The sequence below is a fragment of the Sphingobacterium sp. UBA6320 genome (assembly GCF_002440335.1).
Taxonomy (GTDB): Bacteria; Bacteroidota; Bacteroidia; order Sphingobacteriales; family Sphingobacteriaceae; genus Sphingobacterium.
Genome location: NZ_DJTA01000017.1, coordinates 172,501 through 192,903, shown reverse-complemented (window position 1 = coordinate 192,903; position 20,403 = coordinate 172,501). Strand labels below are relative to the sequence as shown.

General features: G+C 36.9%; 19 protein-coding genes and 1 pseudogene. 3 read left to right on the top strand and 17 right to left on the bottom strand.

The window, feature by feature from the left end; genetic code table 11:
• Positions 1–69: 69 nt before the first annotated feature.
• Positions 70–726, bottom strand: a complete 657-nt coding sequence (locus B3P23_RS10805) for a tetratricopeptide repeat protein (protein WP_260949492.1) — start codon at positions 724–726, stop codon at positions 70–72.
• Positions 727–1,074: 348 nt separating this feature from the next.
• Between B3P23_RS10805 and lon the strand changes: the two genes are divergently transcribed.
• On the top strand, positions 1,075–3,543 hold the full coding sequence (gene lon / locus B3P23_RS10800) for an endopeptidase La (RefSeq protein ID WP_293925837.1): 2,469 nt from the start codon (positions 1,075–1,077) through the stop codon (positions 3,541–3,543).
• A gap of 198 nt (positions 3,544–3,741) precedes the next feature.
• Here lon and B3P23_RS10795 read toward each other — a convergent pair whose 3' ends face one another.
• The 8 genes from B3P23_RS10795 to B3P23_RS10760 form a co-directional block, all read right to left on the bottom strand.
• On the bottom strand, positions 3,742–3,888 hold the full coding sequence (locus B3P23_RS10795) for a hypothetical protein (RefSeq protein ID WP_021190220.1): 147 nt from the start codon (positions 3,886–3,888) through the stop codon (positions 3,742–3,744).
• A gap of 340 nt (positions 3,889–4,228) precedes the next feature.
• Complete coding sequence (locus B3P23_RS10790; RefSeq protein ID WP_293925924.1) at positions 4,229–4,519, bottom strand: thioredoxin family protein; 291 nt, start codon at positions 4,517–4,519, stop codon at positions 4,229–4,231.
• A 39-nt stretch (positions 4,520–4,558) separates the two neighbouring features.
• Positions 4,559–4,969, bottom strand: coding sequence for a rhodanese-like domain-containing protein (locus B3P23_RS10785; protein ID WP_293925834.1), 411 nt, complete (start codon positions 4,967–4,969; stop codon positions 4,559–4,561).
• Between the two features lie 81 nt (positions 4,970–5,050).
• Positions 5,051–6,676 carry an arylsulfatase gene (locus B3P23_RS10780; protein WP_293925833.1) on the bottom strand — a complete coding sequence of 542 codons (1,626 nt, stop codon included), beginning with the start codon at positions 6,674–6,676 and terminating at the stop codon, positions 5,051–5,053.
• 20 nt (positions 6,677–6,696) lie between these two features.
• The gene (locus tag B3P23_RS10775) at positions 6,697–8,289 is read right to left on the bottom strand and encodes an arylsulfatase (RefSeq protein ID WP_293925832.1); all 1,593 of its coding nucleotides are present in this window, start codon (positions 8,287–8,289) and stop codon (positions 6,697–6,699) included.
• 31 nt (positions 8,290–8,320) lie between these two features.
• Positions 8,321–9,787: a RagB/SusD family nutrient uptake outer membrane protein gene (locus B3P23_RS10770; protein WP_293925831.1), complete on the bottom strand. Its 1,467-nt coding sequence runs from the start codon at positions 9,785–9,787 to the stop codon at positions 8,321–8,323.
• A 13-nt stretch (positions 9,788–9,800) separates the two neighbouring features.
• Positions 9,801–12,857 (bottom strand): SusC/RagA family TonB-linked outer membrane protein, encoded by a 3,057-nt coding sequence (locus B3P23_RS10765; RefSeq protein WP_293925830.1) that lies wholly within the window; start codon positions 12,855–12,857, stop codon positions 9,801–9,803.
• A 595-nt stretch (positions 12,858–13,452) separates the two neighbouring features.
• A complete protein-coding gene (locus B3P23_RS10760) occupies positions 13,453–14,103 on the bottom strand; it encodes a DUF1349 domain-containing protein (protein WP_094772156.1) in 651 nt (216 codons plus the stop codon).
• Positions 14,104–14,197: 94 nt separating this feature from the next.
• Here B3P23_RS10760 and B3P23_RS10755 point away from each other — a divergent pair, with 94 nt between their 5' ends.
• A complete protein-coding gene (locus B3P23_RS10755; RefSeq protein ID WP_293925829.1) occupies positions 14,198–14,959 on the top strand; it encodes a response regulator transcription factor in 762 nt (253 codons plus the stop codon).
• A gap of 407 nt (positions 14,960–15,366) precedes the next feature.
• Here the strand turns inward: B3P23_RS10755 and B3P23_RS10750 are convergent, their stop codons facing one another.
• The 8 genes and pseudogenes from B3P23_RS10750 to B3P23_RS10720 all read right to left on the bottom strand — a co-directional run bounded on the left by B3P23_RS10750 (position 15,367) and on the right by B3P23_RS10720 (position 19,913).
• Positions 15,367–16,311: an aldo/keto reductase gene (locus B3P23_RS10750; protein WP_293925828.1), complete on the bottom strand. Its 945-nt coding sequence runs from the start codon at positions 16,309–16,311 to the stop codon at positions 15,367–15,369.
• A 246-nt stretch (positions 16,312–16,557) separates the two neighbouring features.
• Positions 16,558–17,076 carry a peptide-methionine (R)-S-oxide reductase MsrB gene (gene msrB / locus B3P23_RS21420; protein WP_346569878.1) on the bottom strand — a complete coding sequence of 173 codons (519 nt, stop codon included), beginning with the start codon at positions 17,074–17,076 and terminating at the stop codon, positions 16,558–16,560.
• A gap of 12 nt (positions 17,077–17,088) precedes the next feature.
• Positions 17,089–17,553, bottom strand: a pseudogene (gene msrA, locus B3P23_RS21415) (peptide-methionine (S)-S-oxide reductase MsrA); the annotation flags it as partial.
• Between the two features lie 133 nt (positions 17,554–17,686).
• The gene (locus tag B3P23_RS10740) at positions 17,687–17,836 is read right to left on the bottom strand and encodes a DUF417 family protein (RefSeq protein ID WP_293925827.1); all 150 of its coding nucleotides are present in this window, start codon (positions 17,834–17,836) and stop codon (positions 17,687–17,689) included.
• Between the two features lie 80 nt (positions 17,837–17,916).
• A complete protein-coding gene (locus B3P23_RS10735) occupies positions 17,917–18,180 on the bottom strand; it encodes a hypothetical protein (RefSeq protein WP_094772158.1) in 264 nt (87 codons plus the stop codon).
• 21 nt (positions 18,181–18,201) lie between these two features.
• Positions 18,202–18,756, bottom strand: a complete 555-nt coding sequence (locus B3P23_RS10730; protein ID WP_293925826.1) for a sigma-70 family RNA polymerase sigma factor — start codon at positions 18,754–18,756, stop codon at positions 18,202–18,204.
• A 213-nt stretch (positions 18,757–18,969) separates the two neighbouring features.
• Complete coding sequence (locus B3P23_RS10725) at positions 18,970–19,329, bottom strand: hypothetical protein (protein ID WP_293925825.1); 360 nt, start codon at positions 19,327–19,329, stop codon at positions 18,970–18,972.
• Positions 19,326–19,913, bottom strand: coding sequence for an RNA polymerase sigma factor (locus B3P23_RS10720; RefSeq protein ID WP_293925824.1), 588 nt, complete (start codon positions 19,911–19,913; stop codon positions 19,326–19,328). Before B3P23_RS10720 ends, B3P23_RS10725 begins: the two co-directional genes overlap by 4 nt.
• A 124-nt stretch (positions 19,914–20,037) precedes the next feature.
• Between B3P23_RS10720 and B3P23_RS10715 the strand changes: the two genes are divergently transcribed.
• On the top strand, positions 20,038–20,376 hold the full coding sequence (locus tag B3P23_RS10715) for a DUF6249 domain-containing protein (protein ID WP_248753657.1): 339 nt from the start codon (positions 20,038–20,040) through the stop codon (positions 20,374–20,376).
• The last annotated feature ends 27 nt before the right edge of the window (positions 20,377–20,403 follow it).

The following is a 20,403-nucleotide window of genomic DNA, read 5'->3' as shown; positions in this document are numbered from 1 at the left end:
CAGGAATGTAAAATAAAAAAGCACTTTATGTTTTTTAGTCATAAAGTGCTTTTTACTGTTTTGAAAATACTATTTCAAGTTATCACGGTAGATTTTAGCTTTTTTAATCTCCGTTTGAATATCTTTACGAGAAGCATCGAAAGTCAATACTTTTTCGTAATCTTTTACTGCATTATTGTAAGCGTCAGTCGCTACAGCTTTATTGTAATTAGCCACTCCCGCTGTACCTACCAAAATTCCATAGTCACGGTATGCTAATGCTCTGTTTTGGTATAATTTAACATCATTTGCATTCAAAGCGATTGCTTTAGAATAATCTTCGATAGCAATCTTCAATAGCGACTCACGTGCTGAACTGTTCAATTTTGTTGACGTTTGAGTTGCTAAATTATTATTAGCTTTTCCTTTAAAGTAGTAACCATTTGCATTTTTACTGTCCAACGTAACAACTTTTCCAAAAGATTCTGCTGCTTTTTTGAAGTCGCCATTTTGAAATTGAGAGTAACCCAACATATATAATACATCTGGATCTTTACTCTCTGCAGGTAATGACTTTTCTAAGTAGACAGCAGCATTTTTAAAATCACCGTCTAATAGTGCTTTTTGCCCTAAACGAACATTTGGATTGGAGTGTTCCTCTTGTTTTGCTGTCTGTGCATATGATGAAAGAGACATCAAAGCAAATGCACCAGTAAATAAGCCTAATTTAACTGATTTAAGATTCATATTTAAATAATTACGTTTCATTTTAAAGTATTTAATTCATATTCAAGCGTTTACTGTAATTTTTGAAAACCTTTTCCATTACGCTCCCACTTACAACGCTATTCCTGCATCAATATTACAATTATTATGCCTATTTACACAATATTTAAATTAAATAATCTGACATTATGGAGTCCATAGACTGCCTTTTTTGCTTAATGCACTGCAATATTGAATCATTAGTTTTCAAATAATAGGTTGGCATCTTACTTGCAATACCCTACAATAACAATTTTAAAATAACTTTTTATCAGTTTTACGACATGTTGTCATAAACTGACATAAAATAAAAATATACCTTAACATAATATGAGCAAATTCGAAACATTTGATTTCAATCAGGCGATTCCCATTATATCTGAAGATACCGAATTCTTTCCATTATTAAGTCAACAAGACGAAGATGACATGCGCAATGCCGAAATTCCTGAGTCGTTATCCATTTTATCTCTTCGCAATACCGTTTTATTTCCTGGTGTTGTTATTCCGATAACTGTGGGACGTGACAAATCCATCAAATTAGTTAAAGATGCTTATCAAGGAGATAAAACAATAGGAGTTGTTGCCCAAAAAGATATGTCTATGGAAGACCCAACTATTGATGAACTCTATCAAGTAGGTACCGTAGCACATATCATTAAGGTGCTGCAAATGCCTGATGGAAACACAACGGTTATCTTGCAGGGTAAACAACGGTTCAAATTAATTGAAGCCGTTCAAACAGAACCATATCTTAAAGCAAACGTCGAGAAATATAAGGAAGAAAAACCTAAAGCAACTAAAGAGTTCAAAGCTCTGATTGCGACTTTAAAGGAAATGGCGCTTCAAATTATTCAATTATCGCCCAACTTGCCAAGTGAAGCTGGTATTGCTATAAAAAACATTGAAAGCCCTACTTTCTTAATTAATTTTATCTCTTCGAATATCAATGTTGACTTGATTCAAAAGCAACAATTGTTAGAGTTGTTAAATGCAGATGAGAAAGCACGTCTTTTATTAGAATTGTTGACTTCTGAGATTCAGATTTTAGAATTGAAAAATCAAATCCAAAATAAAGTAAGAATTGATCTGGACAAACAACAACGGGATTATTTCTTAAATCAACAATTAAAAACAATTCAAGAAGAATTGGGTGGTAATTCTCCTGATCTGGAAATTATTGAATTGAAAAAAAGAGCATCAAAGAAAAAATGGAATGATGTTGTAGCGAAACATTTTGAAAAAGAAATCGAAAAATTAGCGCGTATCAATCCTGCAGCAGCAGACTATTCTGTTCAGATCAATTATTTGGAATTATTGCTCGACCTACCTTGGAATGAGTTTACAAAAGATAATTTTGATCTAACTAGAGCACAAAAAGTGTTGGACAAAGACCATTACGGATTGGATAAAGTTAAACAACGTATTATTGAGTATTTGGCAGTATTGAAATTAAAGAACAATATGAAAGCCCCAATTTTATGTTTGGTAGGCCCTCCCGGAGTCGGTAAAACATCTTTAGGTAAGTCGATTGCAAAGGCCTTGGGACGTAAATATACAAGAATGGCACTTGGAGGCGTACGTGATGAGGCAGAAATAAGAGGTCATCGCAAGACCTATATTGGTGCCATGCCAGGCCGTATTATCCAGTCTTTGAAAAAAGCCGGAGCTGCTAACCCTGTTTTTGTCCTCGACGAAATCGACAAGATGAGTGCAGACTTTAAGGGCGATCCATCTTCAGCTCTTCTAGAAGTATTAGATCCAGAACAAAACACAAGCTTCTATGATCATTACGTAGAGATGGAGTATGATTTGTCTAAAGTGATGTTTATTGCTACTGCAAACTCCTTAAATAATATACAACCAGCGCTACTGGATCGTATGGAGATTATTGAAGTCAATGGCTATACAATCGAAGAAAAAATTGAGATTGCTAAAAAACATCTCATTCCGAAACAACGTGAAGCGCACGGTCTAACAGCCAAAGATATAACGCTGAAACCTAAAATTATCGAAAGAATAATTGAAGAATATACTCGTGAGTCTGGTGTCCGTGGATTAGAGAAAAAAATAGGTTCGACCGTACGTGGTATTGCAACTCGTATTGTAATGGAGAAAGAATATAATGTCAATATCAATGAGAAGGATCTTGTCGAAATTTTAGGGGCTCCTATTTTCGATAAAGATAGCTATGAAAACAATGAAGTGGCAGGTGTGGTGACCGGATTAGCTTGGACCTCGGTTGGTGGCGATATTTTATTTATTGAATCAAGTTTGAGCCCAGGAAAAGGAAAAATGAGTTTAACTGGTAACTTAGGTGATGTCATGAAAGAATCAGCTTCCATTGCTATGGCATATTTACGTTCACATGCTGAAGAATTCAATATTGATTATCGGGTATTTGATCACTGGGATGTACATATTCATGTACCGGCAGGAGCTACTCCAAAAGATGGACCTTCGGCAGGTGTTACGATGTTGACTGCATTGACATCTCTATTCACACAGCGCAAAGTGAAAGAAAACTTAGCCATGACAGGTGAGATTACCTTACGTGGAAAAGTACTTCCTGTAGGTGGTATCAAAGAAAAAATATTGGCAGCTAAGCGTGCAAATATTAAGGAGATTATTTTATGTAAATCCAATCAAAAGGATATTGAAGAGATCAAAGAAAGTTACATCAAAGACATGAAGTTTCACTATGTAACAGAAATGGCTGATGTCATTGCGCTCGGATTATTAGATAAAAAAGTAAAACATGCAAAAGATCTGACCAAAGGATTAGAACCAAAGAAATAGTCAAAATTGTTCTAAAAATAAAAAGCCGCTATAAATTGATCTTTATAGCGGCTTTTACATGTAGACACATGAACAACTCTGACTAGACATTGACATACTTGAAATAATTAAATAAAAGTGGGAAAGGTCTATAAACACAAAATGCTTTCTGTTTAGGAAAAGCAAGTGTCTAATTTGTGGTTTTAAAAGCGTTGAGAATTATTTCTCAAGCTTGTCGTTTTCTTTCTTCAATGCTACGGGACGATCTTCTTTAATCTCCGTTTCCATAAATCCCCAGTTCGTCATGTAGTACATGTATGGGTTTTGTTCAATTTTTGATTTTCTTGTTCTTTCTCTTTTTATCATATATATATTGTTTTGATTGTTTATTATTCTTCAAATATCGAGCCAAATTACCATTAACAAGCATACTCCCTATTTAAATATCACTATTTTCACTTCATATCATACTAAACCTCAATCGTATAATCGGACACTGCATTTATTAAATAGATCTCCAATTGCATTTATTGAAGTAACATCTTTGACTAGATTAATGAGCAAAAGTTTAATAACCTAATAATCTATTTTATATCAAACTAGATCAGGACAAAAAGTGAGATGTGAAGATTAAATGCTAACCCATCAATTATATGGGATAGGTTAACATTTAAATGTGTAGATTACCTACAGTAATTCATTACTCTTAGATGCCAATCTCCGACAAGATCTTTGTTACAGTTGGTACACCGACTTTTTTCCAGATAGGCTCTCCATTCTTGTAAAGGATTAAGGTAGGGATAGAAGTGATCTTAAAATCTTTTATGATGTCAGGATTTGCATCTATTTCTATTAAAATTGTCTTGATATTGTGATTTGATCTGCTGTTGAGCGAATCCAATACCGGCAGTACTTTTTTACAAGGCGGGCAATAGTTTGATCCAAAGTCAACCAAAACATATTCCTGAGATTTCAATGCTGTTTTAAAATCATCCAGTAGGATCCTATTTTTATTTTGAGCAGATACCTCTACTGGTTATCCTGCTCCAATCCAAGCTGAAATACCTGGTGACAAAACATAGATCTTTGTAAATCCACGTTCTGCGAGTAAATTGGCGATTTTTGTAGAACGCCCCGTTTGTATAGAATAGATAAAGACGGGTTGACTTTTGATTAATTTATCCAATTGCTGTTCATAACCTTCGACAGCAGGATCAATCTGGATAGCTTGTGGTAAATGTGCTTGATTAAATTCTTCTTGAGATCTTGCGTCTAAAATCTGTGAATGACGCTGCTCGATTAATTTTTTATGAAACAATGCGGCTTGTGTTCGAAAGTCTTTTTGTTCAACCCTCTCCTTTTCTACTACAGATGATTGATTTTGTCCTATGCTGTCAACCGTTGTAGTGAGCAATAAAACTAAGATGAATATGATTTGTTTTTTCATTTGTTTGATCCCTTTTAATGTCCAATTATATCTCAATATGCAATCCCTATTTCTTCTAAACGCTAGCCCATATATACTTCATTAGAAACGGAACGCAGGTGCTGCTATTTCTTGTGTTTTACTTTTTCGAAACTCTTTCATTGATAAGGGTTCTCGATCTTCAAGTTGGGCGAAATCAACGACACCGTTAATTTTAGCCCAGTTGAAATAAGCTTGAGATAATTGGGATACCACATCATGATTTTGGCTAGCAACATCTTTTATTTCAGTAGGGTCGTTTTCTAAATTATACAGTTCCCATTTATAGGAAGGCCAAGTCGAGACCAATTTCCATTTACCGATACGAGCAGCACGATTTCCTGCACGCTCCCAGAAAAGTCCTTCAGGTCTGTCAATTTGATTTTCATCTCCAAAAATAACCGGTAACAGATTTTTTCCTTTCAAGTCATTCGGTTTGATCCCTTTATACGTCTGGGGGTATTTTGCTCCTGCTAGAGCGTAGAGTGTCGGCGCTAAATCAATAATATGTCCTTCCCCATCCTTAATGGTATTGGCTCGAATACGATTTGGAAACCAAGCAATAAACGGCGTATTGATACCACCTTCATAGGTGTAGTCTTTAAAGGCTCTATAAGGTGTATTAGAAGCATATGACCAGTTTTTACTTTGAGACTCATATGACCCAGTCGTACCAACAGGGCCTGAGTTTACTCTTGCGCCATGATGCCATTTCACCAAATCTTCAGCTGGTGCGCCATTATCAGATAAAAATACAATTAAGGTATTATCCAATTGTCCATTGTCTTTCAATTTTTGTATGAGCTGACCAATACTCTGATCTAAGCGGTCTACCATTGCAGCATATATTTCCATTTTCCTTGCCCACAATTGACGTTGATCAAAGGCTAGTCGGTCCCAATCATAAATATCTTCGTCACGTACTGATAACTTAATATTCGGGCTTATTAATCCCAACTCCTTCTGACGTTTAAATCTCTCTTGGCGAATTGCTTCCCAGCCTTTATCGTATTTTCCCTTATATTTTGCAATATCCTGAGGTAGCGCTACAAGTGGCCAGTGTGGAGCTGTATGAGCTAAGTAGAGAAAAAAGGGTTTCTTATCATCTTTTACTTGATCCAAAAAAGATAAAGCATGTTGATTGATTACATTAGTCGCATAGTTTTCAGGAAGTGGATATCCTTGTGCATCTGTTTCTCCTTTAAAACCCGGTGCACCTGAATCTGAACTCTTTTCTTCCTTTGGAAATACAAGATCAAAACCGCGTTGCCAAGGAAGACTTTTTCCTTTTCCAGATACATGCCATTTGCCCGAAGTCATGGTATGATAACCGTTCTCTTTTAGTACTTCGGCAAGGGTTAAAGATTCTTGATTGATGTAGCCCTGATATGCGGGCAGTCCAAGATCATTAGAAAAATAGCCCACACCTGCTCGATGTTGATACTGCCCTGTCAATAAAGACGCACGTGTTGGAGCGCAAATGGAATTATTATAAAACTGGCGCAACCGCACGCCTTCAGAAGCAAGCCGATCTAAGTTTGGGGTTTCAATCTCACCTCCATAAGCACCGAGATCCGAATAACCGAGGTCATCGGCTAAAATCAAGACAATATTAGGTTTGCTCTGTTGCGCCATACCTAGAGCCGTTAGACCCATCGATAAATATAATATGGAAAATATTCTTTTCATGTTGATGTAAATTTTAAATGTTAACGAAATGAGGATTGTATTTTGATGCGATCGTAGTTTACAACGTCATTGTCCTTTGCCCATTCCTTGTACAATTCTTCTAGCTGTGCTACCACTTGAGGATATTGTGCTGCGAGATTATGATTCTCTGCTCGATCCGTGTCGATGTCATATAACTCAGCTTTATTACCATTTCGATAGATTGAAACCAATTTCCACTTTCCGTAGCGAACAGCTCGGTTACCGGCACGTTCCCAAAATAAGGCTTGATTACGCTCTACCTGTACCAGATCAGTATGTAACAGTTTTCTAAGACTGACACCCGGAAGTGTATGAGTTGCGACATCATAATTGCTGTTTGGATATTTAGCCTGCGCATAATCATATAGCGTTGGAGCAATATCAATGAGATGTCCAGTTCCTTTTTTAATCGTGTTGGCCTTTACTTCCTTGGGATACCAGACGATAAAAGGAGCACCGATGCCTCCTTCATAAGGATTGTCCTTATAACTTCTTAATGGTGCATTACCCGTTTGGGACCAATTGCTGTTTTGCACATCATAGGAACCTGCAGAGCCTACCGGTCCCGAATTTCTAGCGGTATAAATTCGCGCACGATCACCCCCTTGTGCACCGTTGTCAGACATAAATATAATCAGGGTATTATCGTCGACTTTCAGCTCCTTTAGTGTTTGGCGGATCTTACCAATACTTTGGTCCACCCGATCAATCATCCCGGCAAATACCTGTTGCCTCCTTTGCCAATATTGTTGCTCATCATAGGTTAACTTTTTCCATTCTTGAATCAACGTGTCTGGAGCAGTTATTGCTTGGCCTGCAGGGAATACCCCTTGTTCAACAGCATTTTCATAACGTTTAATACGTAAACTGTCCCAGCCCAAGTTATAAGTTCCTTGATATTTTTGTGTTTCTTCCTCTGGTGCCTGTAGAGGCCAGTGAGGTGCATTAAATGCTAAGTACAGAAAGAATGGCTTTTTATCTTGATGCTGCTCTTTCAAAAAACCAATAGCCTGATCGGTAATTTCATCGGTCAGATACCGATCCTTAGGTAAATAGAAGGGTTTATTATTCTTGTACAAAGGAACTGTCGCTTGAGTAGAATCGTTGATTTCATAAAAATTAGACGCTCCTCCTACAAAATTGAACGACCGTTCAAATCCACGTTGTGCTGGCCACTGGTCATAATCGTCACCAACATGCCATTTGCCGGATATCATAGTGGAATAGCCGGCCTTTTTCAAGACTTCTGCTAAAGTCGGCGATTCTTTATTCAAAAATCCTTGATAAGCAGGGAGTCCTAGGTTTACATTGAAGTAACCTAGTCCTGCCTTGTGGGCGTATTGCCCTGTCAATAAAGATGCTCTTGTAGGAGCGCATATCGAGTTATTGTAGAACTCCTGAAAACGAGTTCCTTGGGACGCCAATTCTTTTAGATTCGGAGTATGAATATCAGAAGCGCCATAGGGTTCAATATCTGAAAAACCAAGATCATCGACCAAGATCAAGATCACATTTGGACGCTTATCCTGCGCCCAGCCTACTATGCTGCAAAAAATGAATATGAGCGTCAATAAATTATAATTTCTTTTCATTATATAAGATTTTTAATGACAGTGAATGGTTTTAATTATTAACCCAATCTGGATGCTGTTTAAGATTTGGATTTAAATTCAGTTCCCGTTGTGGCGTGGGAAAATGAATATGTCTTGGAGCCGCATTGACTTTACCTGCCGCTTTTAGTTTTGCAACATAATAGGTCGCTCCTCGGCGAACGAGATCAAACCATCTTTGATACTCAAATGTTAACTCCTTCCTTCTCTCTTCAAATACGGCTTCTCTGAAATTATCTTTGTTTAAATTTTTATCAATATCACCGATTGCAGCTCGTACTCTTACTTTGTTGATAGCAGTCTGAGCTAATGAAGTGGGGCCATTAAGCTCATTTTCAGCTTCTGCCAATATCAGCAACACTTCAGCATACCGGATAATGGGTAAGTTCTTTGAGGACTGACTTTGATTGCCCACGACGCTCTCGTCATAATATTTATTGAATTGTGGTTTTGCCAGTGCATAGTATTTACCATCCACCGGAGAAACCATTCCATTTGTAAAGGTGGTTTTTAAACGCTTATCCTGTGCGGAAAAAGCACTATATAAGCCCCCTTCTGCATGCCAAGCATCCGCGTAATCGCCGTTGATACCCGGGATATCCGCAGGTGCTGATCTGCTGGCAAGTGAATTGCCCTGATAACCGCTATTCCCTTTAAACTGTGCAGAAAATATATGTTCAATACCATTTTTCTTGTCTATATCGAATACATCAGTAAATTCAGAAAACAGATCATATCCCTCTTTATCAATCACAACCTGTGCTGTTAACTTCGCGTTGGACCAGTCTTGTTGCGTCAAATATACTTTTGCCAATATACTTTTCGCAGCGCCCGATGAGGCTCTTCCTTTGTCGTTGTCGCCGTATGATTTATAATTTGGTAGATTTTCTGCATCTTTAAGATCAGCAATAATTTGACTATAGACCTCGTTTTCAGATGCCTTAGCTACGTAGAGATCTTCTGAGCTAAGTGATGTTACTGGTTTGAGAACCAAAGGAACTGGTCCAAACCAACGAACTAAATTAAAATAGTGTAATGCCCTTAAAAATTTAGCTTCATTGATTAGACGTTGGCGGATCGTTTCATTGATCTTTGCAGGTGCAATCAAGCCGATGTATTCAATATTTTGATTTGAAGCATTTATTGCATCATAACTCTGCTTCCACAATTGTTCCATACGGTCATTGGAAGCATCATGTGTCAAGTTGCTGATAGCCCTTACATGCGCATTACGAGCTCTTGGTCCAGCCTCGTAATCATCTGTCGCCATCTCCACCCCGATCTGAAAAAGACTGTTATAAATGGACTGTCCACTTTCATATAATTTTCGATAAGTTCCGTTTACAGCAGAAATCGCTTGATTTTCATTGAGGTAAAATTGTTCTGAAACCAATAGGCTTTCCGGCTTTTCATCTAATTTTGAGCAAGACACGAACCCGAATAATAACGTACCCGCAAATAATAAATATGTAATTTTCATGAGTATCTCCTGTTTAAAATGTTAAAGAAAGACCTACAGTTAGTGAGCGTGAAGCGGGATAAATACCCGAATCCGTTCCAATTTGTACATTGCTGCCAGACGTTACTTCTGGATCAAACCCTTTATACTTACTCCAAGTCAACAAATTTTGTCCCGATAGGTAGACATTCAAATTAGAAATGCCAGCAGCAGTCAATAGTTGTTTAGGAACGGTGTAGCCCAATTGAAGGGACTTTAATCTCACAAAGGAGCCATTCTCAACAAATTGATCGGAAAAAATTGGAGCAGGGTCCAACTTCGCTCTAGGATAACTTTGACTTGGGTTTGTTTCTGTCCATCTCTCCATCGCATCTATTGACGCATTTTGTTGACCCGTAAACATTTCTAAGTTTTGACGGTTGATGTTGAGCAGGTCATTTCCAACTGTTCCTTGGAGCAAAAAAGTAAGATCAAATCCACGATAAGACAACGTATTGGTAAGTCCAAAAATAAAATCTGGCTGTGCATTGCCAATGATAGTACGATCATTGGCCGTCGTAAATTTACCATCACCGTCAATATCTTTATAAAGACGATCTCCGGCTTTAGGTACAGCATTGCCCGTAAATAGACCTTGAGTTGATTCCTCTCCCTTTTGCAAAATTCCACTGGTCTGCGTACCGTAAAAAGTACCGAGAGGTTCGCCCACTTTAATGATGTAATTTCCGGAAATATAAGACTTTGCGCCAGTACCGATAGTCAATACCTTATTCCGATTAAATGAGAAGTTTAAATCAGTATTCCAGACAAAATTTCCATTTAAATTTTTGGTTTTCAGGCCCAATTCAAATCCTTTATTCGAAACTGAACCAAAATTCTGTAAAGAAGAAGCATAACCTGAGGTCCAGGGAATTTCCACATTGAGCAATAAATCAGTTGTCTTTTTATAGTAGTAATCTAATGTAAATTGTAACCTATTGTTAAGAAAGGCTATGTCAAAACCACCATCATATTGATAAGTAGTTTCCCATCCTAGATTTTTATTTGGGATACGCTGTGAAGCAAAACCCGTAACTATTTTATTGCCCAATAGATAGTTCAGGTTATATAAGGTTGACAGAGATTGGTACTGACCGATCTCCTGATTACCTGTTGTTCCAAAACTAGTTCTGATCTTTAAATCATTGACTGCAGGTAACGCTTCTTTAAAGAATCTTTCATTACTTACTCTCCAAGACAAAGCTAGAGAAGGGAAATCACCCCACTTGTTATCCGACCCAAATCTAGAACTACCATCACGACGGATACTAGCAGATAGGTAGTATTTATTTGCATAGTTATAATTGACACGCGCCAAATAAGAATGCAGCACCCAGGAATAAGCATCTGAGTTAGGACGCACAAGGGTTGCTCCACTTTGTAAGCTATTGTACAAAAGATCGTCCGTCACGAAGTTCTCAGCACCTGCATTGAAAATCTCATTTTTTGCTTCTTGCTGTGTAAATCCAACTATAGCATTTACATGATGCTTTTGAATTGTAGCGGTATAATTTAGCGTATTTTCATTCAACCAAGAATAGTTTTCCAGGTATCCTAAATTTGCTTTTCCATTATTGCCAGATCCTTCATAAATATAAGAAGGCAGGTAAAACTTATCTTTTCTATTATTTAGATCCACTCCAAGCAGTACTTTAGCCTGCAGCCCTTTTATAATATCATATTGGGCAAAGGAAGTTCCTAAAATGCGTAATGCATTTGAAGTATTAGTGGTTTCCTTTAGTGTGGCAATTGGATTTGCAAAAATATTTTCAAATGGATTTCTTAGCGTGTACGATCCATCGGCATCGTATACCGTTGCTGTAGGGGGCATGATCAATAATGCATTGACTATTCCAGATGGTGCGATTTGCGATGTCGTCCTATTTATAGAGAAATTGGCTCCAACGTTTAAGCGTTTAAAGGGGTTCGCATTGATATTAGAACGGAACCCTATACGTTTAAAATCAGTATTTTTAATGATGCCTTCCTGATCAAAATAATTGGCGCCGATAAAGTACTGTATTTGTTCAGCTCCACCAGATAGGGATAGTTGATGATTGTTTATTTTTCCAGTTTGAAAAGCTTCTTCTTGCCAGTTTGTTCCAGCTCCCAATTGGTCGATTTTATCTTGACTTAGATATTGAAATTTTCCCAGATTAGGATAAGCGTCATATAAGACCTCATTGCGCAGGATCGCAAAATCTGGAGCATTCAGCACCTCGATTTTTTTTAATACTTGCTGCTTACCAATGCTACCATCATAATTTAATTGTACACGGCCCGCTTTACCCTTTTTGGTGGTGACTAATATAACACCGTTCGCGCCGCGTGAGCCATAGATCGCAGTTGCAGCGGCATCTTTTAATACTTCAATGCTTTCAACATCACTCGGATTGATACTCGCCAAGGGATTGACGGGTGTACCACTCCCTACTCCCGTACTTTCAGTTTGATTATATATCGGAAATCCGTCAATAACATACAAAGGTTCATTTCCACCTTGAATAGATGCTCCCCCACGAATACGAATACTGACACCACCACCCGGCTGTCCTGAGGTCTGTGTCACCTGCACACCAGATATTCCTCCTTTCAAAGTTTGATCTAAAGAGGATACATTTTGTTTCAGTAAGGATTCATTTAAGGATGCAACAGCGCCCGTGAGATCTCGACGTCTCTGTGTACCATAACCGACGACAACGACCTCATCTATATTTTCCGTAGTAGGGCTTAGTTCGATTACTACAGGTGAAGTATTGACAACAATTCTTTTCTTTTCGTAGCCAACAAAAGATATAATCAGCGTGAAAGGAAGCTTTTGACCAGTCACAAATTGAAATCGACCATGCCCATCCGTTTTGACACTGTGTGTCACAGCTTCCAGTTGTACGGTCACTCCCGCTATAGGTTGTTTATTGGAAGCATCTATAACTGTTCCTATTAAGGAGGCATTGATGATCGGTTTGGGATCTTCTTGAGCATAAAGCTTATTTATGCTATATAAAAAGAAGAAAATATAGATAGAATACCGAAGTACTCCTAATTTTTTCATAGTTTTACAGTGTTTTGTAGTGAATACTAACAAGTGCCAACGCCAATTGAAGACTTGTTGTTCATGATATGCAAACGTGGGGAAGTGTCAAAACTTCCCCTATTTTTTTTAATAAGATTTTGAGAAATTAGATACACATTCGCATCCGAAAGGAAAGACAATAAAGAGAAACGTAATCCGTCAAGAATACAGCTTGTTTCGTTAGGTTAGTGAGGTAGTTTTTCATAAACTTTGTTAAATAGTAAATATTGATTTAGGATTCGTTTGCCAACGCCAATTGAGTAACGATAAGGCAAATATAAAAATAAATTTTACAAAGTCTACTAACTAAGTAGATTTTATAGAAATATTTTATAAACCTACTGATAACATCCTGTATTCCTGTTTATCAAGAGCAAAGTTGCTCCACAAACACGATCTATTGTTCGATGAGCTCACCAAAAACTAATCCTGAAAATAAAAAAATCGGATATAGCTTCCATAAAGGCTATGATCCGATTTAGGCATTAGGATTTAATATTTAATGCGTGTTAGGTATAGTTTCTATTCTTTTACCACGTCCTTACACCATTATTTTGGCCGGTTGCATTGATTATTAGTCGGCATGATTTTTTAACCATTCAAGACGTCTTTGATCGGCTAGGTGTTTTACAGAAAAGTTTTCAAATGTTGCATCAAACCCATTACCATCTGGACATGCAGCCATCAAACCAACCATTACCGGTGTATTATCTTGCAGATAAGCATTACGCATTAAGGTATATTTTTTGTCATCAAATGAATAAAAGATCTCTACAGCATCTAAGCGTCTTACAGCTTTTATCCAAACATACGGTACCGCATTTTCAAGACTAATGATACTCCAATCGCTCGTACGATGCGTTACTACTGTACTTAAATTATATTTTCCGTCGACAAATTCGATTCCAGCTTTAATATAATTCTCTTTATCGATGCGCAGCATCAGTCCCATCTGATCAAATCTAGCTTTGTAGTCAGCAGAAATTTTGACTTTAGTTTCAAATTCTCCACCATAGGTACCATAATAAAATGGCGCATCATCAACGGTAAAACCATAATGTGAAATCCTCCAATAATCACTCTGTGGTGTGACAAACATATGGAGCGCCTGATCTTTTATTTCCCACTTTGCTGGCTCATTAAACCATTGCATTTTAGTTAGATTTTGTGCCACTGTCCACTGTTGCCAAAGTATAGTCACGATGACCAATATTAATTTCTTCATCAGTTTATCCAAATAATCTTATAATTTTTTACTTTAGCAAAGGTATACGTGCACATAAAGATTGTCAATACTGATAAATAACCATTTTTACGAAATGAATAATATTGCTGGAATTCTTAATGAAAAGCTTTTAAAGCAGGTATTTGATCAAGAAGTGGATCCCTCCAAACAGCTGGAGCAATACCGATATATCGCACAATTTTATGCCCACATCGAAAATGCTATAGCAGTTTTAAGCGATCTTAAGAATAATAAAAGCTATATCTATGCAGGTGGTCTTGCCAAAACATTGGGAATATCTGATCATAATGTAGAGATTGATTCCATCTGGGAAGATGCTATTTTTAATCTTATTCATCCGGACGATCTAATAAAAAAGCATATGCTGGAATTGCAATATTTTCATTTTCTAAAACATGTCCCACTAACGGAGCGGCATAATTATCATGTGATCAGTAAAATCAGAATGTACAATCATGAAAATCAATATAGCTGGATATCCCATCGTATGTATTATGTACGTAATTCACCCAATGGCAGTATTTGGTTAGCACTCTGTTTATACAATTTTGCTCATTTCTCTGAAAATACAGAAGCCTACGAGGGTTGTATTGTGAATAGTGTCACTGGACAGATCATTCAATCTGAAAATCAGGAAAGTAATAATTTGCTATCTAAGCGCGAAATCGAAATTCTTCGCTTGATCAAACTTGGTAAAAGAAGTAAGGAAATAGCCCATGTTCTCTCCATCAGTATTAATACAGTCAATCGACACCGTCAAAATATACTTGAAAAACTCCGTGTCACAAACTCTATAGCAGCATGCCGTATCGCATCCTCTTTAAATCTGCTATAATTCATCATCAATATAATGAGTTTTAGGCTGAGTAAAAAAATCTAGCAAAATCAGGAGTGATGATCGTACAGATACCTACTACTGAGCCATATATTTGTGTGGGATACATGACAAAATTGGCGTGAAGCTATTTCTTCACGCCAATGATAAATAAGGTTGCTATGATGAAAAAGCCTACTCCTGTTAATATAGGCGGCAATAAATCTGATCTAAATCCTAGATAAATCATTATTAAAGCAATTACACCAAGCAGCACGATTAATATTATTTTCATATTATTCCAGGTATTATCAATCACATTTGCTCCAATTTAATTAAAAATAAACAAACGAAATGTGATCCCCTGTTCATAACCATGATTTGCCCCTATTTACCGGTGATTACTACCATTTCGATCAAAACATGCCTTATTGGCCAACTTCATTCAATAGATTGAGATCTTCATGGTCTAAACAAATCTTAGGTGCATCAAACAGTGTTTTTAATTGATTTTTACTCGTTGCACTAACAATAGGAGCTGTAATTAATGGATTGGCTAGCAACCATGCTAAGGCTACTGTAGCGGGTTGGGTATCATATTTCAATGCTATTGTATCAAGAGCCGTTAGCACATTCAGACCAGTTGCATTTAAATATTTACGCACACCTTCCCCACGAGCACTCTTGCTCAGGTCGGATTCAGTTCTATATTTTCCAGTTAAAAAACCAGCTGCCAAAGACCAATAAGGAAAAGTACTCAACTGATATTGCTCGACTAATGGCGCATAATCATTTTCAAAGGAGCTCCGTTCCATCAAATTATAGTGCGGCTGTAGCGCAACGTATTTCGGAAGATTGTTTTTCTCAGCAACTTCAAAGGATGCTCTTAATCGTTCTGGTGAAAGGTTTGAGGCAGCGATATAACGTAGCTTACCCGCTTTTATAATTTCATCGTAAGCTGATAATGTCTCCTCGATAGGGGTTATTTTATCGTCAAAATGTGTATAATATAAATCGATATAATCAGTACCTAAACGCTGTAAAGACTCATCGACAGATTTCAGAATATGTCTTTTGCTGATGTCAAAACCATGCTCTTTCGTCTCCGACCCAACTTTTGTCGCAATGACCATTTTCTCCCTGTTATTCCGGTTTTTCATCCATTTCCCGATGATCGTTTCAGATTGGCCTCCTACTCCATTTACCCACCAAGAATACGTATCTGCGGTATCTACAAAATTGAAACCTTCCGCAACAAAAGCATCTAAAATGTCAAACGATTCCTTTTCATCCAAAGTCCATCCAAAAACATTACCTCCAAAATTGATCAGTGCAATGTCCAGATCTGTATTTTTAATTGTTATTTTTTTCATGTTTTGTCGAATAAATATTTAAGTAAAAGTACTTTATTGACCATGCAATTGATTCATATTTTTGTAAAGATGTTGACTGTATGCCAGTATGCTTCATTTTTGAGGCAGATTATTTATTTTAATAGGGAAACACGGTAATCATCGTTGAACGCGATATAGCGCAAAAAAAAGCCATATCTTACGATATGGCTTACTGTTAAACCGATAATTAGCTCAGATTCTGATTCAAAAAAATAATGAAATCAATTATTTCGCAGCTTTTTCATTCTTTTTATCCAACAGCGCGATATACTTTCCATATCCTTTTGCTTTCATTTCTTCTTTAGGAATAAATTTTAGTGAGGCACTATTTATACAGTATCTCAAACCACCTTTATCAGCAGGGCCATCGTTAAAAATATGCCCAAGATGTGCATCTCCAGTTTTACTACGTACCTCTGTACGTTTCATACCATAGGAATTATCAGCAAGTTCTTTAACCATTTTTTCATTGATTGGTTTTGAGAAACTCGGCCATCCACATCCCGATTCAAACTTATCTGTTGAAACGAATAGCGGTTCCCCTGTCGTAACATCCACATAAATTCCTTCTCTAAATTCATCCCAATATTCATTTTCAAATGCTCTTTCTGTCGCATTATTTTGTGTTACCTCATATTGCAGATCCGAAAGCTCTTTTTTAAGCGTCTTTTGATCTTTTTTCTTATAATCAGCGTCTTTAGGAGGGTTTGCCTTTTTTGCTAGATCAAATAGATCGGGTCCAATGTGACAATACCCCCCTGGATTTTTGTCCAAGTAGTCCTGATGATAGGTTTCAGCATCATAGAAACTTTTGATCGGTCCAAACTCTACCACAATCTTCTTCGGATACAATGTTCCCAATTCTTGAATCTTTTGTTTGACCAAAGCCTCATCCGTTTTATCCGAGAAGAAAATACCCGTCCGATATTGCGTACCAACATCATTTCCCTGTTGATTCAATAAAGTAGGGTCAATTGTTTTAAAATAAAGATCGATCAATAAGTTGAGATCTATGACTTCTGGATCATAAATAACTTTTACGGTCTCAGCAGCACCGGTCACTCCTTTGGAAACTTCCTGATAAGTAGGTTTTTTAATCGTGCCATTAGCATAACCCACTTCTGTCCCCGTCACTCCCCTCACTTGTTTGAAAAAATGTTCCGTTCCCCAAAAGCAGCCTCCTGCAAAATAAATTTCTTTTGTTTTGTTATCTGTCTTCATTTCCATACTTGTTTGTCCTGTAGGCGCTGTTGCCTTTTTGTTTATAGAAAAGCCCATTGCAGTCAATGCAACGACCAAAATACAACATGCCACGATGATTAAGCTATTTTTCATTGTATTATTATTTTAAAGTTTACGAGATATCTTTAATCGCCTGCGCTTCCGTTGGGGTAAATTTAAAAATTCCGACCCACAGGAGTATAAGAACCGAACCAAAAAGAGAAATGTAATATCCCACTGAAGACACTACAGACGAATTACTATTTTTGTTTGCTACATACATATGAATTGATTTTGAAGTACTACGTATTGATTATATGATATATCCATAGTCGCACTAACTTCAAAATCCTGACAGCAGCATTAGTTATTTTTTATCTTTTCTCTAATTTTATTTTTAAGTCGCTCAAGATCAATTGGATTAAATACTATCGCATGCTCCTGAGGTACATGGTGCCGTAATACTTTATCCATTCGGATAGATTTTTTTTGATAAGCTTTGCACAACTTGCAAATAGCAAGATGTAATTTGAGTCTTAATTTTTGAATAGAAGAAAGCTGTCCACTTTGTTGCATTTCGATGAACAATGTAGTCTGACTACAAGGAAGTAGTAAAAAATGTATCATTCTTTTTAACATAGCAATCGATCAATTTTGGGTATTAAACCAATTATTATCCAAACAAACACGCAGTTGCAAACGGCTTCTCTGAAGAATTTTCCAAAGGTTAGTCGAAGAAATTCCCATTTCCTGACAAACCACAGTTGCTTTTTTTTCTTCCAAATAGTACAGCTTCACAGGAATCTTCCATTTAGGTGGTAGATCTTCGAGACAATGTTCCATTATTGCCATAAATTCTGCATCATCCATCAAGTTGAGATCTTCAGAAGACCAATCTCGGATCATAGCCGTATCTCTCCATGAACCGGTCTCATCAAAAAAATAATCCAAACTAATCGGGTTACTATTTCGATATTTCTTTCTATAAAAATCAGCAGCTTTGTTTTTCAATATATGCATCAACCACGTTAATGGAGCGCTATTTCCTTTAAAGTTAGGATAAGAATCAAAAGCAGCAATAAACACATCCTGCACCAAATCTTCAGCATCCTGTCTATCCGACAGCAAATATAACGCACGTTTCAAGAGTGCCCCGCTGTACTCTTCGACCCACTGATCAAAAATATGTACATGATCTACCATACTTTACCCATCATATATTGCTATCAAAATACTTGTTTGGTAAAGTTAAAGAATAAATCTCTGACTTATACAAGTTTAATATGCACCCATATATGAAACCAATGGGATCGATAAAAAGTCAAGACAAAGACCATGCAGATTAGATCAGCTCGATGGACTTATCCATTCCTATTGATTCAGCGTTACATGTGCTCATACTTATAAAATAAAGGATTATTTACCTCCTAAAAGTCCGTTGAATAGCTGTAAGGGCTTTCGGTTTGATTTCATATGCATCCATAAAAATAGAGATCCAATGGCAACACCAGTAGCCAGAAAACTGAATGAAGCAACAGGAGACAGATCAAGCGGGTTCAACAGATATAACATCATTAAATTAAAAAAAACAAGTATGAGCATAATACCCTTTCCCAGACGTTCTTGTTTACGATATTTTATAGCGTAACTAACCTTATAACTCGTCATGGAAGCATGGAGCAGTTTATCCGAAAATTCTTTCGAAGGCACATCCATTAATTCATTGTTTAGTATACTTGCTAATGGATCATTTTCTCTTGATATTCTATTTTTCATAATAAATCCCTCAGTTCATCATTCAATAAATCTTTTAAAGTTTTCTCTAGTTTTTTCCTTCCCCGCATCAATTTCATTTTAATGGCAGATTTCCCGATATCAAGTATTTCCGCTATCTCCGAAATACTTTTTTCGCCCAGATAATGCAGCGTAATGACCATTCTCTCTTCTTCTGCTAGCTTATCGAGCGCTAAAGTGAGGTATTTCTTGCGATCAGCTACAACTAGGTTATTAAATTCATTTTTTTCGTCTAATATATATGCAGATGCCCCAGATTCCTCATAAAGTTCTGTGGTATCATGACGTTCATTGTTCTTTTTTGTTAGTGCTGTATAGTACACAATTTTATAGAGCCATGTTGAAAATTTTGAAGCATGACGAAAATGAGATAGCGCGCTAAAGGCTTTCATAAATGCATCCTGTACCACCTCTTCTGCATTTTCACTATTACCACAAATTTTAAGCGCGAGTGTATAGGCCAAGTTTCTATAAGTAGCCACCAGATATTCAAACCCTTCGCGTTCGCCCAGAATTGCCTGCTGCAAATAATAATCTTCTTTCTTACGGGGCTTTCCAAACAGCATACTTGTCAATAGATTAATTTCCTTCTACTCATGCTTAGACTCCGTTTAAAATAAATTGGTCACATTGGTGACCAATGATAAAGATTTTCAGTCTTATTAAGAAATTAACATTAAATAATTTAAAATGGAAACTACATCAGCAGCACTATTTATATCCATATCACTCGTTATATTCGGAATCAGTTATTATTATTTCACCACTAGGCACAAGGAGCGGATGGAAATTCTCGAAAGAGCATTACCACCAGATTACTTCAACGGTCAATCTGATTTTTCACCGCTCTTATTAGTGCTCGGCATCATCAGTATTGGAATATCTCTGGGTATTGTTTGCGGTACGCTATTCAGTGATCTATTCCCTACACATCAGGTCCATCTCATGATCATCAGTATTTTTCTTGGTTTGGGGATAGCACTGATCATATCATACTTTATAATCCGAAAAAAGCAAAAAAAGGATTAGGATAACCACTAAAATCAATTTTAATTT

Bases quoted from the DNA above. Each gene is read 5' to 3' on its own strand.
- B3P23_RS10805 (WP_260949492.1), bottom strand. From the start codon at position 726: ATGAATCTTAAATCAGTTAAATTAGGCTTATTTACTGGTGCATTTGCT.
- lon (WP_293925837.1), top strand. From the start codon at position 1,075: ATGAGCAAATTCGAAACATTTGATTTCAATCAGGCGATTCCCATTATA.
- B3P23_RS10795 (WP_021190220.1), bottom strand. From the start codon at position 3,888: ATGATAAAAAGAGAAAGAACAAGAAAATCAAAAATTGAACAAAACCCA.
- B3P23_RS10785 (WP_293925834.1), bottom strand. From the start codon at position 4,969: ATGAAAAAACAAATCATATTCATCTTAGTTTTATTGCTCACTACAACG.
- B3P23_RS10780 (WP_293925833.1), bottom strand. From the start codon at position 6,676: ATGAAAAGAATATTTTCCATATTATATTTATCGATGGGTCTAACGGCT.
- B3P23_RS10775 (WP_293925832.1), bottom strand. From the start codon at position 8,289: ATGAAAAGAAATTATAATTTATTGACGCTCATATTCATTTTTTGCAGC.
- B3P23_RS10770 (WP_293925831.1), bottom strand. From the start codon at position 9,787: ATGAAAATTACATATTTATTATTTGCGGGTACGTTATTATTCGGGTTC.
- B3P23_RS10765 (WP_293925830.1), bottom strand. From the start codon at position 12,857: ATGAAAAAATTAGGAGTACTTCGGTATTCTATCTATATTTTCTTCTTT.
- B3P23_RS10760 (WP_094772156.1), bottom strand. From the start codon at position 14,103: ATGAAGAAATTAATATTGGTCATCGTGACTATACTTTGGCAACAGTGG.
- B3P23_RS10755 (WP_293925829.1), top strand. From the start codon at position 14,198: ATGAATAATATTGCTGGAATTCTTAATGAAAAGCTTTTAAAGCAGGTA.
- B3P23_RS10750 (WP_293925828.1), bottom strand. From the start codon at position 16,311: ATGAAAAAAATAACAATTAAAAATACAGATCTGGACATTGCACTGATC.
- B3P23_RS10740 (WP_293925827.1), bottom strand. From the start codon at position 17,836: ATGTATGTAGCAAACAAAAATAGTAATTCGTCTGTAGTGTCTTCAGTG.
- B3P23_RS10735 (WP_094772158.1), bottom strand. From the start codon at position 18,180: ATGATACATTTTTTACTACTTCCTTGTAGTCAGACTACATTGTTCATC.
- B3P23_RS10730 (WP_293925826.1), bottom strand. From the start codon at position 18,756: ATGGTAGATCATGTACATATTTTTGATCAGTGGGTCGAAGAGTACAGC.
- B3P23_RS10725 (WP_293925825.1), bottom strand. From the start codon at position 19,329: ATGAAAAATAGAATATCAAGAGAAAATGATCCATTAGCAAGTATACTA.
- B3P23_RS10720 (WP_293925824.1), bottom strand. From the start codon at position 19,913: ATGCTGTTTGGAAAGCCCCGTAAGAAAGAAGATTATTATTTGCAGCAG.
- B3P23_RS10715 (WP_248753657.1), top strand. From the start codon at position 20,038: ATGGAAACTACATCAGCAGCACTATTTATATCCATATCACTCGTTATA.